Here is a 16,980-nt window from a genome sequence, read left to right as displayed (position 1 = left end):
TATCTTACCCACTTTTAGAGTACATGGAATGGAGGAACACAGAATGACTTTTCAAGATTTTCCGGAAGCACAAGGACTGTATCACCCGGATTTTGAACATGATGCTTGTGGAATTGGCTTATATGCACACATTAAAGGAAAACAGACGCACGACATTGTTATGAAAGGATTAAGTATGCTTGGAAAACTAGAGCATCGGGGCGGGCAGGGAAGCGATCCGATGACCGGAGATGGTTCTGGTTTGATGGTACAAATTCCAGATCAATATTTCAGAAGAGTATGCCCGGATTTTCGTCTGCCGGCTGTTGGAGAATACGGTGTCGGCATGGTCTTTCTTTCTCAAGATAAACAAGAACAAGCAAAAGTTATCGAACAGGTCAATACGTTAATTGTTGCAGAAGGGCAGCAGCTGATTGGCTGGAGAGATGTGCCAGTTGATCCTTCTTGTATTGGAAAAGGCGCTATAGATACATTGCCGGACATCAAGCAAGTATTTATTCGAGCAAATGCGTCTGCTGATCATCTGGCGTTTGAGAGAAAACTGTATGTTATCCGCAAACAGGCGGAGCATTGGGCAGAAGAAAAGGATATCCGTTTTTATGTACCAAGCCTCTCCAGCAGTACCATGGTATATAAAGGATTGTTGACCCCTGATCAGGTAGATAGCTTTTATTTCGATTTACAAGAAGAAGATTTTATTTCTGCATTTTCCTTGGTCCACTCCCGGTTCAGTACAAATACATTTCCATCCTGGGAACGTGCGCATCCAAACCGCTATTTAATCCATAATGGCGAAATCAATACATTGTGGGGAAATATGAATTGGATGCAAGCCAGGGAAAAACAATTTGTTTCTGATGCATTTGGAAAGGACATGGATAAAATTTTACCCATTATCCGACGTGACGGGAGTGATTCTGCAGCACTGGATAATGCCCTAGAATTTTTAACGCTTGCTGGCAGAGAGCCAGCCCATGCGGCAATGATGCTGATTCCTGAGCCATGGGATAAAAATAGCCATATGAATCAAAAAAAACGCGCTTTTTATCAATATCACAGCATGCTGATGGAACCATGGGACGGTCCCACGTCCATCACGTTTACAAACGGAAAACAAATTGGGGCGATTTTAGATAGAAATGGTTTGCGCCCGGCAAGGTATTATGTGACGAAAGACGATTATATGATCTATTCTTCCGAGGTCGGGGTTGTTGATGTGGAAGAAAGCAATATTTTATTCAAAGAGCGGTTGAGCCCCGGTAAAATGCTGTTAGTAGATATAGAGAAAGGCAAAATTATTTCGGATGAAGAAATAAAAACTACCATGACAACGGCATATCCTTATCAACAATGGGTCGAGGAGCAAACCATGACACTCGATCCGGAAGTTGATGAAGAGATGGAAAAGGATCCGCAATTGTTCTGTAAACAGAAAGCATTTGGTTACACCGTTGAGGATATTGAAAAGTATTTGATTCCATTGGTAGAAGACGGAAAAGACCCGATCGGCGCAATGGGATATGACGTGCCGTTAGCTGTTTTATCGGAACATCCGCAAAGTTTATTCCATTATTTTAAACAGCTTTTTGCACAGGTAACCAATCCGCCGATTGATGCTTATCGGGAACAATTAGTTACTTCCATGCTGACATGGCTTGGCAGTGAAGGAGACATCCTTCATCCGGAGATGGAAAAGAAAAGACGCGTCCGCTTGGATTCGCCGATTCTATCCAATGGGCAAATGCGAAAGTTGGAAAATGATGACATTGCCGGGCTGCATATGGAAATGATAGATACATTGTTTACGAATAATCTAGAAACTGCCCTGGAACGGGTATTTCAACAGGCAAAAAAAGCGATTCAAAACGGAAAAAATATACTGGTACTGCGGGATACAGGAATGGATCAGGAGCACAAAGCAATACCGGCGCTGCTTGCGGTCAGCGGACTGCACCAATTTTTGATTCGTAAAGGAATTCGGACCAAAGCAAGTATCATTATCCAGTCAGGGGAAGCGCGGGAAGTGCACCATTTTGCCGCATTGCTTGGTTATGGAGTGGATGCCATTTATCCATATCTCGTTTACCAAACCTATCAGCAGACATTTCAAGATGGTAAATTAACATACCATCCCAAAGAAGCCCAGGCGAAATTTATTGCCGCTGCTACAGAAGGTATTATCAAAGTCATGTCTAAAATCGGCATTTCGACTGTACAAAGCTATCGCGGTGCACAAATTTTTGAAGCTGTCGGTATTAGCAAACAAGTTATTGAAGATCATTTTACCGGAACAGCTTCGCAAATCGACGGAATTGGTTTGGAACTGATTCAACTCGAAACGGAGAAACGTCATCACGAAGGATATCAACAAGTGTTTCATCAGCTGCTGGACTCCGGAAGTGCATTTCAATGGCGGAAAACCGGGGAACATCATGCATTTAATCCGTCAACGATTTATAAGTTGCAATGGTCTTGCCGCCGGGGAGATTATAAATTGTTTAAGCAATTTTCGAAAGAATCCAACGAAGAACGAATCGGGTTTTTGCGGAATCTATTTGATTTCAAAAAATCAACAGCTATCCCCATCGAGGAAGTAGAATCCGTTGACTCTATTGTGAAACGATTTAAAACGGGCGCGATGTCATTTGGTTCAATCAGTAAAGAGGCGCATGAAACACTGGCAATAGCGATGAACCGTCTTGGAGGGAAAAGCAACAGCGGGGAAGGCGGAGAAGATACTTCCCGTTTTACACCTGATGCGAATGGCGATTTCCGATCCAGTGCTATTAAACAAGTAGCGTCCGGCCGTTTTGGTGTCACCAGCAACTATTTAGTAAATGCGAAAGAATTGCAAATCAAAGTGGCGCAGGGAGCAAAACCGGGTGAAGGCGGCCAGTTACCCGCTGAAAAAGTGTATCCATGGGTTGCGGATGTGCGCAGATCAACACCCGGGGTAGATTTAATATCTCCACCGCCGCATCACGATATTTATTCGATAGAAGATTTGGCGCAATTGATTTATGACTTGAAAAATGCGAACCGGAAAGCGAGGGTGAGCGTGAAACTTGTTGCCAAATCAGGTGTCGGGACGATTGCTGCCGGGGTAGCTAAAGGAAATGCAGATGTAATTTCAATTGTCGGTTATGACGGCGGAACAGGCGCTTCGCCAAAAACAAGTATGAAACATACCGGCTTGCCATGGGAATTAGGTTTGGCCGAAGCGCATCAGACGCTGATGTTAAATGGATTGAGAGACCGGGTTATTTTAGAAACGGATGGAAAACTGTTAACAGGAAAAGATGTGGTCACCGCAGCTTTGCTGGGAGCGGAAGAATACGGATTTGCTACGGCACCGCTGGTTACGGTCGGTTGTGTGATGATGCGTGTCTGTCATAAGGATACTTGCCCAGTTGGTGTTGCAACACAAAATCCAGAGCTTCGTAAAAAGTTTGGCGGAGACCCGGACCATGTGGTGAACTATATGCGATTTATCGCAGAAGAGGTTCGTGAAATAATGGCAGAGCTTGGTTTCCGGACAATGGATGAGCTGATTGGGCGGACTGAATATCTGGAAAGGTCTGCACGTACTGATGCGCATTGGAAAGCGAAACATCTTGACTTATCGGCATTGGTTTATCAGCCGGCCGGAACAAAAAGAAATACAAAGCAGCAGGACCCCCAACTAGATCAAACGTTAGATATGCAAGAAATTCTGCCTGCTGTCCAGGAATCACTGAGAACAGAGGAAGCGATGGAAGCCAATTTCACCATTAACAATACAGATCGCGCGACAGGAACAATTGTTGGAAGTGAAGTGACTGCGAAATATGGAGAAGAGGGGTTGCCTGAAGATACGATGAATTTACATTTTACTGGTTCCGCTGGGCAAAGCTTCGGTGCTTTTATTCCATCCGGTATAACAATGACAGTAACAGGTGATGCCAATGACTATGTCGGAAAAGGGCTTTCAGGCGGGAAAATCATTGTCCGGACACCCAAAACGACGACAATAGATGCGAGTCATAATGTTATTGCAGGTAATGTATCTTTTTACGGTGCAACAAGCGGAGAAGCATATATCCAGGGGTATGCAGGCGAACGTTTTGCGGTCAGAAACAGCGGTGCGAAAATGGTTGTAGAAGGTGTCGGCGACCACGGCTGCGAGTATATGACAGGAGGACGCGTTGTTATTCTCGGCAATGTGGGTAAAAACTTTGCAGCAGGCATGTCAGGAGGCATCGCTTATGTCAGGCCCGATGATATACCTTCTTTTCAGTCTTTAACCAATACTGGGCGTATTCAATTTGAAGCTATTACAGATTTGGAAGAGCAAGAAGAAGTAAAGGACCTGATTATTAACCATTTAGATTATACTAATAGTGTAAAAGCAACGATGATATTAAAGAACTGGAAAGAAGAAAGGAAGAAATTCGTCAAAGTTATTCCAACCGATTATAAATTAATGCTTCAGCAGATAGCTTGGTTTCAAGAAAAGGGATTTAGTACGGAGGAAGCCCGCTATGAAGCGTTTATGGCCAAGAAAAATCATGAGATGACAGTGCATCTGGATGAAAATACTGTTATCAAAGAAGCGAAAGGAGCTGGCATAAATGGGTAAAGCAACCGGATTTATGGAAATAAAAAGAAAAGAAATAACGAAGCGTAAACCGCTTGAAAGAATAAAAGACTGGCAGGAATACGCCGGTACTTTCTCTGATGAAGCAGCAAGTCAGCAAGGTGCACGTTGTATGGATTGCAGTATTCCGTTTTGTCATATTGGCATGGAAATAGAAGGGGCAACATCAGGTTGTCCTATCTATAACCTGATTCCGGAGTGGAATGATCTTGTCTATAAAGGAAGATGGAGAGAAGCGTTAGATAGATTAATGAAAACCAATAATTTTCCGGAATTTACCGGCAGGGTATGTCCTGCGCCATGTGAAGGTTCTTGCACGGTAGCGATTCATGATCCTGCCGTAACGATTAAAAATATCGAGCAGAAAATTATTGACAAAGGATTTGAAGAAGGGTGGATCGAACCGCGTATTCCTGCCGGGTGTACGGGTAAAAAGGTCGCAATTATTGGTTCCGGACCAGCCGGATTAGCGGCAGCGGATCAGATGAATCAAGCGGGCCATGAAGTGACGATTTATGAACGGGCAGACCGTGCGGGCGGACTATTAACCTATGGTATTCCTAATATGAAGCTGGATAAAGGCATTGTGGAACGACGTATCCAGCTCCTTCGTCAAGAAGGGATCCATTTTGTGTTCCATACAGAGGTAGGTAAAGATGTGTCAGCAGAAGATATCAAAGCAAGCTTCGACTCCGTGATTCTTTGTACGGGCGCGCAGAAGCATCGTGATTTGCCGCTGGAAGGCAGAGACAGCAAAGGAGTACGTTTTGCGATGGATTACCTGACACGCTCAACCGAAACCCTGCTTGATGACGAGGCGGAGATAGAGGAGGAGTTAAACGCAGCAGGAAAAGATGTTATCGTCATCGGCGGCGGAGATACAGGTGCTGATTGTATTGCAACGGCTATGCGCCAAGGTGCTAAAAGCATTGTCCAATTCGGGAAGCATCCGCAGCTTCCAGTGAAACGTGCTGATCATAACCAATGGCCTGCTTTTCCGCAGGTATTCAGTTTGGAATACGCACATAAAGAGGCGGAGGAAAAGTTTGGAGAGGATATCCGCGAATATTCCATTCAAACACAGAAATTTGTGACCGATGAACAAGGGAAGTTAAAAGCGTTGCATACGGTGCAAATGGCGAAAAAACAGGACGAAAATGGTGTTTCCTTTTTTGAAGAAATACCGGGAACAGAAAAGGTATGGCCTGCACAGCTTGTATTGATTGCTATTGGATTTGAAGGAGGCGAAGAGCCAGTTTTAGATGCTTTTGGAGTAAAAACAATGCAAAAGCGGGCGCTTGCAGCATACGGAGAATTTAAAACAACAGCAGAAAATGTGTTTGCGGCAGGAGATGCCCGCAGAGGTCAGAGTCTGATAGTCTGGGCAATTAATGAAGGAAGAGAAGTTGCCTGCCAGGTAGATGCCTATTTAATGGGATCCACTTCCTTGCCGAGCGTGGCAAATATGTAGATGGAAAAGAACGGGTTAGAAAGTCCTGAAACAGAGGGGTTCTAACCTGTTTGTTTTTTCAATACATATATATTGGAACTCCATTTTCGCACTTTAACAGTAACTTTCTTACCTTAGGAACAAGGGTTGATCGTTTCTTCTATACAGCTGAAGATGGGGAGGTGAAGTGTAAGGCGACCGCCTCCGCTAGTGGGATGTTCATTATATGAAATAGCTGAACGAATAAACGTAGATCAGACAAAACACATTTTTCGAGGTGTACGGTAAAAATGTTCAGCAATTATTCCTTTCTGCGCATGAAAGCTGTACTCGATATAACGATCCATGCTCTCGTGCAATGAAGCATCAGAATAATTGTTTATTTAAGCTACAAAGCGATTCTTTTATCCCACTTCATCAGGATGTTATTTCTTTCAAACGCTGTAGCATCCCATCAGAGCGCAGCCCCAGTGGGAAGACCCCGCAGAAAAAGCGATCTTCTTTTTCGAGTAGGCTGAGCGCAAGCCCATGGAAAGCGGAGGGCTTGGCCAAAGCGGAAGCTATACACTAAAAGAAATCATATTCATCCTGGTACAGCAAGGGTTATATACTTATGCTCAGGTGCAAAAGTTGAGGATGAAAGCTCCTATTCTAACTGTGATGAAATCCATAGGCATCTGTCACCCCTCCGCCTTTCTTTGCGTATATTGTTAAGGAATAAGGGGTGATGGAGAATTGGCACAGGCAGAAGGGTATAAAAATGGACGTATCAATATCATATTACACGAGAAGACACAGCAACCCGGCAGAGAGGTCCGTGTAAAAAAGCAAAAACATTCGCCGCTGGAAATGATCGATAAAGAATTTGCATCTTTTGTTGGATTAGATGACTTAAAAACGTCCATTAAAGAGATTTATGCCAGTATTCTTATCAACGAGAAGAGAAAGGAACAAGGGTTAAAAAGCTCTAAACAGGTTCTGCATATGTTATTTAAAGGAAACCCTGGAACGGGAAAGACGACGGTGGCCCGAAAACTGGCAAAACTTTATCATGATATGAATGTACTGTCAAAAGGACATTTTATCGAAGCAGAACGTGCCGATTTAGTCGGAGAATATATTGGGCAGACGGCACAAAAAACAAGAGCAATTATCCAGAAAGCCATGGGCGGTATTTTATTTATTGACGAAGCTTATTCCTTATCGCGCGGTGGAGAAAAAGATTTCGGCAAAGAGGCCATCGATTTGTTAGTAAAACATATGGAAGACGGCCGGGAAGATATGGTCCTTATCCTGGCTGGCTATCCGCGTGAAATGGATCGCTTTCTTTCAATGAATCCTGGACTTGAATCCCGCTTTCCGTTTATTTTAGACTTCGATGATTATTCTGTGGACGAATTATTAAATATAGGAAATCATATGCTGGGGGAAAGACAGTATCAATTATCAAAACCGGCGGAATGGAAGCTCCGCAACCATTTAGCAAGAAAATTGCGGGAGGAGTCCTTTAATTTTTCAAATGCGAGGTATGTGCGAAACGTTATTGAAAAGGCAATCCGCATGCAGGCAGTCCGTTTACTTACTTCTGACAAAATCGTATCCAAAGATTTAATTGTTTTAACGGAGGAGGATTTGTTGCTAGAATAGAAATAATGGGTATGATAAATGGTATGAACTATTTTAAGGATATTCTATTCTAAGAAAGAGGTAAACTATGACAGCAGAAAATGTATTAGTAATTGCGGTTAATCAGAACGAGAAATCTGAACGCCAATTCCAGTCTTCTTTAGATGAACTTATTTCTCTTTGTAAAACGGCTGGAGGTCAGGTGCAGCATGTCATTACACAAAATCGGGGACGCATCCACCCGGCTACTTATATTGGAGAAGGGAAACTCCAGGAAGTAAGCCGGGTGGTTGAAGCATCTGAAATTGAATTAGTAGTGGCAAATAATGAATTATCTGCCGGCCAAGTTCGCAATTTGGCAGATACATTGGATGTCCGTGTTCTGGACAGGAGCCAATTAATATTGGATATTTTTGCTATGCGTGCACAAACAAAGGAAGGGAAGCTCCAAGTGGAACTTGCTCAATTGGAGTATTTGCTTCCTCGTTTGCATGGACAAGGAGCGAACTTGTCCAGACTTGGAGGCGGAATCGGAACAAGAGGTCCGGGGGAAACAAAATTAGAAACAGACCGTCGGCATATCGAAAGAAGGATTTATGATATCAAACGCCGGTTGCAGTTAGTTGTAAAGCAGCGTGAACAGTACCGGAAGCGCAGACGATCCAACGATGTTTTTCAGATAGCCATTGTTGGATATACGAATGCAGGTAAATCAACTATTTTTAACCGGTTAACCAGAAGCAGTTCCTTAGAAGAAGATCAACTGTTTGCTACACTCGATCCGCTCACGCGACGTATTCAGTTCCCGAGCGGGCTGAAAAGTTTAATAACGGATACGGTTGGTTTCATTCAGGATTTGCCAACCTCGCTGATTGCTGCTTTTAAATCGACCTTAGAGGAAGTGGCAGAAGCCGATTTTCTCCTGCATGTCGTCGATGTTTCCGATCCAGACTTAGTGCAGCAGCAGGAAACCGTACGCAAACTTTTACAAGAATTAGATGCTGGTCACATCCCGGCATTGACAGTATATAATAAAAGTGATCAGCTGGGAGATGATTTCTTTATAGCGAACCAGTTCCCTAATATTCAAATGAATGCATTCGACGAAGAAGATGTACAGGCATTGTTCCTGAAAATCGAAGAAGTATTAAAAGACGAATGGGATTTATTTGACGTTGTTTTGGATTCCAGTGAAGGAGATTTGTTGTATCAGCTGCAATCATCAGCACTTGTTGTAAAAAAAGAGCTGGTGGAGGATACAAATCAATTTCATGTTCAAGGTTATGTCAGAGAAAATCATCCATTTCATCGTTTTGTAGAGGAGAAATAAAATATGCAAGAAGATCGACTTATGATAGAAGCCGAAAAAGATTGTTTCGAAGGACATCAATATATCCAAGGGATTGTGGAAGAAAATCAACGACGTGTACTGGAAGCATTTCGAGAGCACCGAATCAGCGATGCACATCTGCAGGGAACCACGGGCTATGGATATGACGACTTGGGCAGAGAAGGATTAGAAGCAGTGTATGCACAAGTGTTTGGCGGAGAAGACGCTGTTGTGCGTCCGCAAATTGTGTCGGGGACACATGCCATCACAACAGCCTTATTTGGTGTATTACGCCCGCAGGATGAACTCGTCTATATCACGGGGCATCCATATGATACATTAGATGACGTCATTGGCAAACCTGGGAAAAAAGAGGGATCCCTTGCTGATTTTCAAATCGGTTATCGTGAGGTAGCTTTAAAAGATACAGGTACAATTGATTTGGAAGAAGTCAAAAGAAGCTGGACAAAAGAGACAAAAGTAATTGCAATCCAGCGTTCGAAAGGGTATGACGAAAGACCTTCTTTCACTATCAATGAAATCGCGGAAATGATCGCCTTCGTGAAAGAAATCGATCCAAATGTTATTGTCTTTGTTGATAATTGCTACGGAGAGTTTACGGAAACACAGGAACCATTACATGTTGGAGCGGATTTAATTGCCGGTTCTCTCATCAAAAATCCAGGCGGCGGATTAGTACGTGCCGGCGGGTATATCGCCGGTCGCGAAGATTTAATACATCTATGTGCAAATCGGCTGACAGCACCCGGGCTTGGCAAAGAAACAGGAGCCTCCTTGGGTATGCTCCAGGAAATGTATCAAGGTTTTTTCATGGCGCCGCATGTTGTAGGGGAGGCTTTGAAAGGCGCACTTTTTACAGCCAGATATCTGGAACTTGCTGGTTTTCACACTGCTCCTTCGTATTTGGAAAAAAGAACCGACCTGATTCAAACAGTCACCTTTGAGAAAGCGGACGAAATGATAGCTTTTTGCCAGTCTATTCAAGAAAGTTCTCCAATCAATTCTTATGTAAAAGCCTATCCAAGTGATATGCCGGGCTATGAAGACGAGGTTATTATGGCTGCCGGCACATTTATCCAGGGCGCAAGTATCGAACTTTCTGCCGATGGGCCAATACGGGCGCCTTACACCGCATATGTGCAGGGCGGTTTAACTTATACGCACGTTAAAATTGCTGTTACGGAAGCTGTAAAAACGTTAAAACATCAAGGTTTTATTTTCTGAAATCAGGGAATGTATTATAATAAGATAATAATATGTTAAAAAACCTAACATGTGATTGACATTAAACGTAACATCAATTATACTTAGTATATCATCATAGGAAGGGGGTCATTTTTTGAATGATCAAGATCGTCGTTCAATGCCCTTATTCTCTATAGGTATAGTAATGAAATTGACCGAACTTACTGCAAGACAAATTCGTTATTATGAAGCAAATGATTTAATTGCTCCAGAACGGACAAAAGGAAATCAGCGTCTATTTTCATTTAATGATGTAGACAGACTGCTTCAGATTAAAGACCTCCTGGACAGAGGATTAAACATGGCTGGAATTAAGCTTTTGCTGGATGAGGAAAATGGAAAAGAAATTCCGAAAGAAGAAGCACAGAAGCAAGAGAAAAAAGCTCCGGCCGATCTGACTGACAAGGAGCTGAGAGAGATACTCAGAAACGAATTGACCGAAGTTGGAAGATACGGTAAAGCAAGCATGAGACAAGGGGAGCTGGCGCGTTTTTTTACAGGGCGTTAATATAGCGTGAAATGAAGGCGCGCGCTCCAAAACCATGCAAGGAAGACTTTCTTTTACATTTAGACAACCATCGAGGAGGAGAACGTATGGCCGAAAAGTTAACAAAGGAAGAAATTTTACAACAAATTGAAGAGGAAAATGTCCGTTTTATCCGGCTGCAATTTACAGATTTGCTGGGAACGGTTAAAAACGTTGAAATTCCACTAAGTCAATTAGACAAAGCATTGGATAACAAAATGGCTTTTGACGGATCCAGTATTGAAGGTTTTGTGCGTATTGAAGAATCGGATATGCTCTTGTATCCGGATCTGGATACATTCATTGTATTTCCTTGGACTTCCGAAAAAGGGAAAGTGGCGCGCTTTATCTGTGACATCTATAACCCGGATGGCACTCCGTTTGCAGGTTGTCCGCGTTATAATTTAAAACGTAACCTGGAAAATATGAAAGAGGCAGGTTTTGATGCATTTAATATTGGTGCAGAGCCGGAATTCTTCTTGTTCAAACTGGATGAAAACTGGCAACCGACATTGGAATTAAATGACCACGGCGGTTACTTTGATTTAGCACCGACTGATTTAGGCGAAAATTGCCGCCGCGATATTGTACTGGAATTGGAAGAAATGGGATTTGAAATAGAGGCATCCCACCACGAAGTTGCTCCAGGACAGCATGAAATTGACTTTAAATATTCCGATGCACTGAAACACGCAGATGATATCCAAACATTCAAACTGGTTGTAAAGACCATTGCCAGAAAACACAATTTGCACGCAACATTCATGCCAAAACCGCTATTTGGCGTAAATGGTTCCGGAATGCATGTTAACATGTCTTTATTTAAAGGCAAAGAAAACCAATTCTATGATACAAGCAAGGAATTGGAGTTAAGCAAAACAGCTTACCAATTTACTGCCGGTATTCTAGAGCACGCAACCAACTTCACAGCGGTGACAAACCCGACAGTAAATTCGTATAAACGTTTAGTGCCTGGTTATGAAGCTCCCAGCTATGTTGCCTGGTCTGCATCTAACCGCAGTCCGCTGGTCCGTGTTCCGAGCTCCCGCGGTTTAAGCACACGTATTGAAGTCCGCAGTGTGGATCCGGCTGCTAATCCGTACATGGCATTATCCGTTCTGCTTGCTTCCGGTTTAGATGGAGTAAAGAGAGATTTAGATGTTCCTGAGTCTGTCGACCGCAATATTTATGTGATGAACAAAAAAGAGCGTGAAGAAAATGACGTAAGAGATTTACCTTCTACGCTTAAAGAAGCAATGAACTATCTTGAGCAGGATGAAGTAATTAAAGAATCACTGGGCGAGCATCTATTCGAACACTTTATTGAAGCGAAAGATATTGAATGGGATATGTTCCGTACGACCGTGCACCCATGGGAGCGCGAGCAATATCTGACCAATTATTAATATTGCAAAACATGCCTATACAAAGGCTTTTCGAACTTGTACCTCCTCAGTAAAAAGAAGAAAATTCATTTTTGAAAGTCTATAAAAACAACCTCTTAAGCAGCTTTTAAAAGTTAGAGTTGCTTAAAAGGTTGTTTTTTTATCTTATTTTACGTTGCACCAGGATACACTTCGAATTTCAGTTGTTTTATTACGGTAATACGCGGGAGAGAAAGCTTCATTAGTGTCGATGCTGCTTATCGCCAATCCCTCTGAAAAGCAGTTTTTAATGAAATAACGCATATCCCTACTGGACCAACAATAATAAAAAATATGCAAGATATTGCAAATAAGGACGTATTTTGTATTTTTCATGCGCAAACCTTTCAGTTCGTGGTTAGGTATAATACCGTTATAAACAGGATTTATTTCTAAAATATATAACTTGAAATTAATATTTTCCTTCCTGACACTCGCTACGGAAAAACACTACGCTTTCCCATAGGAGTCTCTGTGTTTTTCCTTCGCTAGTTATGGTGCTTAATTCTAAAATAAATGGCTTCATTTTTTAGCACAAAAGACAGGTTTATAAATTCAATTTATATAGTTAATTTGCAGCAGAAAAAAGGGACTTGATACGAAAAAAGCATCGAATGCGCTATTCGATGCTTGTCTATATTATTGCTGTTCTTTTGCTGATACAGCAGAAAACTCTAAATTAGATTCGTCTGTGAAAAATTCTTTATACAGTGACTGAATGGCTTGTTCCAAATCAACAGCATGTATACCGAACATCATGGATACTTCCGAAGATCCCTGGTTAATCATATCGATATTCACACCAGCTTGGGCGAAAGATGCAGTCGCTTTTGCAGCAACGCCAATGGTATTTTCTAAACCTTCACCTACGACCATTACGACTGCCAAATCACGATGAACGCTCACCGTATCCACATTTAATTCATGGCGAATCCGGTCAATAACCACTTTTTCTTTCTCTGGTGTGAATTGGTTATCTCTAAAAATGACAGACATATCATCGATTCCGGAAGGTGTATGCTCAAACGAAATTCCTTCATCTTCGAATATATTTAACAGCTTTCTTCCAAAACCAACTTCTCGGTTCATTAAGAATTTACTTACATATAAACTGCAGAAACCGACATCACTTGCGATGCCGACGACACATTGATCTGTTGCTTTTTTCTCCGAAACAACCATGGTTCCAGGTGCGTCCGGATTGTTTGTATTTTTTATACAGACAGGAATTTGCTCTTTAAATGCCGGGATAAGCGCTTCGTCGTGAAAAACAGAAAAACCGGCATAAGACAGCTCCCGCATTTCTTTATACGTTAAGACTGTAATATCTTTTGGATTTTTTACAAAGTTTGGATTTACCGTAAAAACAGAATCTACATCTGTGAAATTTTCATAAAGGTCTGCTTTGGTTCCGGAAGCCAGAATAGCTCCTGTGATATCCGAACCGCCTCGCGAAAATGTTACTAAATCATCATCTGCTGAATAACCAAAGAAGCCGGGGACAACAGATACACCCTCACGTTCCCGCAGTTTATAGATAAGAGAAAAACTCTCTGGAAGCAATTGTGCATTGCCCGGTTCATTGCTTACAAAAATGCCTGCATCTTTTGGATTGACATAACTTGCATCTAAGCCGATATGTTCTAAATAAGCACTCACAATTTTAGCGGAACTGTCTTCTCCAACAGATTTTAAAGCATCGAGCTGTGCCATTGGAGATATATCAAATTGAAGATATTTTTCAATGGTTTGCTGAATATCTTCTAAAATATAATGGCTTATTCCTAAGTCATCTATAATTTCCTGAAATCTGGTCATGATTTTTTGTAAGCAAGTATCATAATCCTGATCATTTTGTTTGGCATAACAAAGTTCGATTAATAAATCGGTCATCTTCACATCATCTGAGAAACGTTTTCCCGGTGCGGATACAACTACCACTTTTCGCGAAGAATCAGACTTGATAATATCCGCTACCTTTTTGATTTGTGTTGCATTTGCTACAGAACTTCCTCCGAATTTTGCTACTTTCATTTACAAGATACCCCATTTCAAAATTCTCACAATAAACCAGCGATTTAATCTAAAGATTGCAATCACATAGTATATTTTATTTTTACTAATATAACATATTTTCTGTTAAATTAAAGGGGAAAACAGAAAAAAAGAAAGAAAATAACCAAAGTAATGCTTTCATTTCCCGCGCTCGGTAAAGGTTTATCAGCTTGCTGATTCCTTTTCTTGATTGCGCTTTTTTCTGTCCCGGTAAACAATGAAGCCTGCAAGAAATATCAGGCCGCCGAGAAACAGAATCAAACCGGCAATAAATTGAATGCTCCCATAGATAAAAATAGGGTAAAACGTATCAAACAGTGTATCACGCATTAATTTAATACCAAAAGCTGCAATCACACCTGGAATAAAAAGAATGAGTAAAGCAAGGTTTCGTTGCATAAAATGTCTCCTTTATGTAGGTACTTTTATTATATCAAAATCTGTCGAGAAATAGAAATAGAATTCATTTGCTAAATTATGCATGGTAACGTATGATGAAACTGTGCAAATAAATTCAAGGTGGATGAAAAGCATGAAGCAAATTCTGATAGTTGGCGCTGGTAAAGGTGGTACTGCATTATTTCACCTGTTTAAAGAGATAAAAAGCATGCAGATTCATGCAATTGTTGATAGAGATCCGGACGCTCCTGCTATGAAATTGGCAGAAGAAATGAATATTCAGACCAGTACAGATTGGAAAGATTGGGTTCACCATGATATTGATATTATTGTAAACGTAACAGGCGAAGAAGACCTATTTGAAAAAATGATTGCATTATATCCAAGAGAGACAATCATCATTCCTGGGTCTGTAGCGAATATTATTTATCAATTAATTCATGAGAAAACTGCTTTAACGGATGAAGTAAAGGTGCAGGCGAACCGGCTTGAATTAATTTTGAATCATATGAATGACGGAATGATTGTTGTTAACAAAAAAGAACAGGTGCAGCTGTTAAATCGGCGTGCTGAACAAATTCTTGGTAAAAAAGAAAGAGACTACAAAGAAAAGCCGATTAAGGAATTAGTTAAAACAAGCCGCTTATCACATGTTTTAAGAAGCCAGAGAAAAGAATTGAATCAGAAGACGATTTTAGACAATGGAAAAAAAGTAATTGCTTCCCGTATCCCTATCATTAATAAAATCGGCGATTTAGTCGGAGCCTTTGCTGTTTTTAAGGATATAACGGAAGTGGTGCAATTAGCGGAAGAAAACACCGATTTGAATGAAATTAAAACCATGCTGGAAGCCATTATTAATTCTTCTGATGAGGCTATCAGCGTTGTGGATGAACATGGAAATGGTCTGATTATTAATCCCGCTTATACAAGGATAACCGGGTTGACAGAGGAGGAAGTCATCGGCAAACCGGCAACAGTGGATATCTCAGAGGGTGATAGTGTTCATATGCAGGTTTTAAAGACCCGGCGTGCTGTTCGCGGCGTACATATGAAGGTAGGACCATCGAAGAAAGACGTTATTGTGAACGGGGCTCCGGTTATTGTTCAGGGCAAAATGAAAGGCAGTGTCGGTGTGCTCCATGATGTGAGTGAATTGCAATCTGTGACAAAGGAATTAAAACGTGCCAGACAGATTATCCGTAATTTGGAAGCAAAGTATACATTCGATGATATTATCGGTAACTCACCAGAAATGAAACTTGCTTTAGAACAGGCAAAAGTGGGGGCGAAAACACCTGCAACGGTTCTTTTGAGAGGAGAGACAGGATCTGGGAAAGAATTATTTGCTCAGGCTATTCACCATGAAAGCGACCGGAAATTTAATAAATTTATTCGTGTGAACTGCGCTAAATTATCTGAATCTGACCTGGAAAAAGAGCTGTTTGGTACTGTCGAAGAGGGAACAGGACAGGGAACCAAAACAGCAGGAATGTTTGAGCAGGCAGATAAAGGAAGTATCTTTCTTGACGAAATTGGCGAATTATCCTTGCCTATCCAAGAAAAATTACTTGATATTTTAAAGGAAAACAAAGTTACTCCTGTAGGAGCATCAGAACCTGTTTCTGTTGATGTTCGTGTGATTGCTGGCGCAAATATCAATCTAGAAAAAGCTGTCATGCATCATCAGTTCGATGAGAATCTCTACTATCAAATAAATAAATTACCAATATCCATTCCTTCATTAAAAGAAAGGGAAGCGGATATTCCCATGTTAATTGAGCATATTATCTACCAGTTGAATGAAGAATATGGGAAAAATGTTCAAAGAATATCCGATGACGCTTTAAAAAAATTGATGGAATACCATTGGCCCGGTAATGTCAGAGAAATGGCCAATGTCATCAGCCATTCCATGATATTTATCGGTAATATAGAGGAGCAGATTGAAGCGCATCATTTGCCAAAGCTGCAAACAAAAGAAATACCAGAAAAGCAGGATATCATACAGACAGACAAACCGTTAAAATTGCAGGATGCATTAGATCGGTATGAAGAGAAATATATACAGGAAGTCTATTTGCAATGTAATAAAAATAAGACAAAAACAGCTAAAGCTTTACAAATATCTGTCCGCAATCTATATTATAAGCTTGAAAAATATCAAATTGAATAAAATACGATGCTGTTTTTGCGCAACAGTATAAATGCATACAGCTACTGATGACAGATGTATCATGTATAATGATCCAGATGCATTTGTCATTT

Annotated in this window: 10 protein-coding genes; 8 read left to right on the top strand and 2 right to left on the bottom strand. The window is 41.2% G+C overall.

Going from position 1 to position 16,980, the window contains the following annotated elements:
• Positions 1-43: 43 nt before the first annotated feature.
• The 7 genes from gltB to glnA all read left to right on the top strand — a co-directional run bounded on the left by gltB (position 44) and on the right by glnA (position 12,240).
• Positions 44-4,618 (top strand): glutamate synthase large subunit, encoded by a 4,575-nt coding sequence (gltB, locus tag ACFQ19_RS04770; RefSeq protein WP_379590941.1) that lies wholly within the window; start codon positions 44-46, stop codon positions 4,616-4,618.
• Positions 4,611-6,107 carry a glutamate synthase subunit beta gene (locus ACFQ19_RS04765; RefSeq protein ID WP_379590939.1) on the top strand — a complete coding sequence of 499 codons (1,497 nt, stop codon included), beginning with the start codon at positions 4,611-4,613 and terminating at the stop codon, positions 6,105-6,107. Before gltB ends, ACFQ19_RS04765 begins: the two co-directional genes overlap by 8 nt.
• 714 nt (positions 6,108-6,821) lie before the next feature.
• Positions 6,822-7,733, top strand: coding sequence for a stage V sporulation protein K (gene spoVK / locus ACFQ19_RS04760; protein WP_379590937.1), 912 nt, complete (start codon positions 6,822-6,824; stop codon positions 7,731-7,733).
• A gap of 67 nt (positions 7,734-7,800) precedes the next feature.
• Positions 7,801-9,042 (top strand): GTPase HflX, encoded by a 1,242-nt coding sequence (hflX, locus tag ACFQ19_RS04755; protein ID WP_379590936.1) that lies wholly within the window; start codon positions 7,801-7,803, stop codon positions 9,040-9,042.
• A gap of 3 nt (positions 9,043-9,045) precedes the next feature.
• The gene (locus ACFQ19_RS04750) at positions 9,046-10,287 is read left to right on the top strand and encodes a methionine gamma-lyase family protein (RefSeq protein ID WP_379590935.1); all 1,242 of its coding nucleotides are present in this window, start codon (positions 9,046-9,048) and stop codon (positions 10,285-10,287) included.
• Between the two features lie 115 nt (positions 10,288-10,402).
• The gene (locus ACFQ19_RS04745) at positions 10,403-10,816 is read left to right on the top strand and encodes a MerR family transcriptional regulator (RefSeq protein ID WP_379590934.1); all 414 of its coding nucleotides are present in this window, start codon (positions 10,403-10,405) and stop codon (positions 10,814-10,816) included.
• Between the two features lie 86 nt (positions 10,817-10,902).
• Positions 10,903-12,240, top strand: a complete 1,338-nt coding sequence (glnA, locus tag ACFQ19_RS04740) for a type I glutamate--ammonia ligase (RefSeq protein ID WP_379590933.1) — start codon at positions 10,903-10,905, stop codon at positions 12,238-12,240.
• 657 nt (positions 12,241-12,897) lie between these two features.
• Here glnA and ACFQ19_RS04735 read toward each other — a convergent pair.
• Positions 12,898-14,292, bottom strand: coding sequence for an aspartate kinase (locus ACFQ19_RS04735; RefSeq protein WP_379590932.1), 1,395 nt, complete (start codon positions 14,290-14,292; stop codon positions 12,898-12,900).
• Positions 14,293-14,478: 186 nt separating this feature from the next.
• Entirely contained in the window at positions 14,479-14,712 is a 234-nt protein-coding gene (locus ACFQ19_RS04730; RefSeq protein WP_379590931.1) for a DUF2627 domain-containing protein, read from the bottom strand.
• Positions 14,713-14,845: 133 nt separating this feature from the next.
• Here ACFQ19_RS04730 and ACFQ19_RS04725 point away from each other — a divergent pair, with 133 nt between their 5' ends.
• Positions 14,846-16,888 carry a sigma 54-interacting transcriptional regulator gene (locus ACFQ19_RS04725; protein ID WP_379590930.1) on the top strand — a complete coding sequence of 681 codons (2,043 nt, stop codon included), beginning with the start codon at positions 14,846-14,848 and terminating at the stop codon, positions 16,886-16,888.
• Positions 16,889-16,980 lie beyond the last annotated feature (92 nt).

It is taken from the genome of Oceanobacillus locisalsi (assembly GCF_042675985.1).
In the GTDB taxonomy this organism is placed as follows: Bacteria; Bacillota; Bacilli; order Bacillales; family Amphibacillaceae; genus Oceanobacillus; species Oceanobacillus locisalsi.
Note: the sequence above shows the minus strand (reverse complement) of the source record. Positions and strands in the feature narration are given on the sequence as shown.

What these genes read in the sequence shown, in the direction of transcription:
- gltB (WP_379590941.1), top strand. Translation starts at nt 44, where the DNA reads ATGACTTTTCAAGATTTTCCGGAAGCACAAGGACTGTATCACCCGGAT.
- ACFQ19_RS04765 (WP_379590939.1), top strand. Translation starts at nt 4,611, where the DNA reads ATGGGTAAAGCAACCGGATTTATGGAAATAAAAAGAAAAGAAATAACG.
- hflX (WP_379590936.1), top strand. Translation starts at nt 7,801, where the DNA reads ATGACAGCAGAAAATGTATTAGTAATTGCGGTTAATCAGAACGAGAAA.
- ACFQ19_RS04750 (WP_379590935.1), top strand. Translation starts at nt 9,046, where the DNA reads ATGCAAGAAGATCGACTTATGATAGAAGCCGAAAAAGATTGTTTCGAA.
- glnA (WP_379590933.1), top strand. Translation starts at nt 10,903, where the DNA reads ATGGCCGAAAAGTTAACAAAGGAAGAAATTTTACAACAAATTGAAGAG.
- ACFQ19_RS04735 (WP_379590932.1), bottom strand. Translation starts at nt 14,292, where the DNA reads ATGAAAGTAGCAAAATTCGGAGGAAGTTCTGTAGCAAATGCAACACAA.
- ACFQ19_RS04730 (WP_379590931.1), bottom strand. Translation starts at nt 14,712, where the DNA reads ATGCAACGAAACCTTGCTTTACTCATTCTTTTTATTCCAGGTGTGATT.
- ACFQ19_RS04725 (WP_379590930.1), top strand. Translation starts at nt 14,846, where the DNA reads ATGAAGCAAATTCTGATAGTTGGCGCTGGTAAAGGTGGTACTGCATTA.